This is a genomic window from Rhodococcus sp. CX (assembly GCF_015865005.1).
Taxonomy (GTDB): domain Bacteria; phylum Actinomycetota; class Actinomycetes; order Mycobacteriales; family Mycobacteriaceae; genus Rhodococcus.
Genome location: NZ_JADZGH010000214.1, coordinates 20915 through 21216, shown reverse-complemented (window position 1 = coordinate 21216; position 302 = coordinate 20915). Strand labels below are relative to the sequence as shown.

Sequence of the window (302 nt, the reverse complement as noted above, 5' to 3'; positions counted from 1 at the left end):
CGTGCCGACGATCCCCGCGCGGGCACCGACACCACCACCACACCCACCCGGGCCGCGGTGTGGGCCAGGGCGTCGGCGGCCCGACGGCGGGCGGACTGCGCCGCCCGATTGTTGTTGCTCCGGCCGTGCCCGCGAGCCTCCAGGGTGGTCAGGTCCTCCACCGCGATCACCGTCGCCTCCGCGCCGGTCGCATGGTCAGTCACCTGCCGGGCGAAATGAAACGCGAGCTCTCGGTTGATCTTCCCGCGTTTGACACCGATCGCGAGGCGATTGTCCTCGAGGACCGCGATCTTCGCCTCCAG

Annotated in this window: 1 pseudogene; it reads right to left on the bottom strand. The window is 71.2% G+C overall.

The window, feature by feature from the left end:
• A pseudogene (locus I0Q12_RS33660) lies at nucleotides 1–302 on the bottom strand (transposase); the annotation flags it as partial.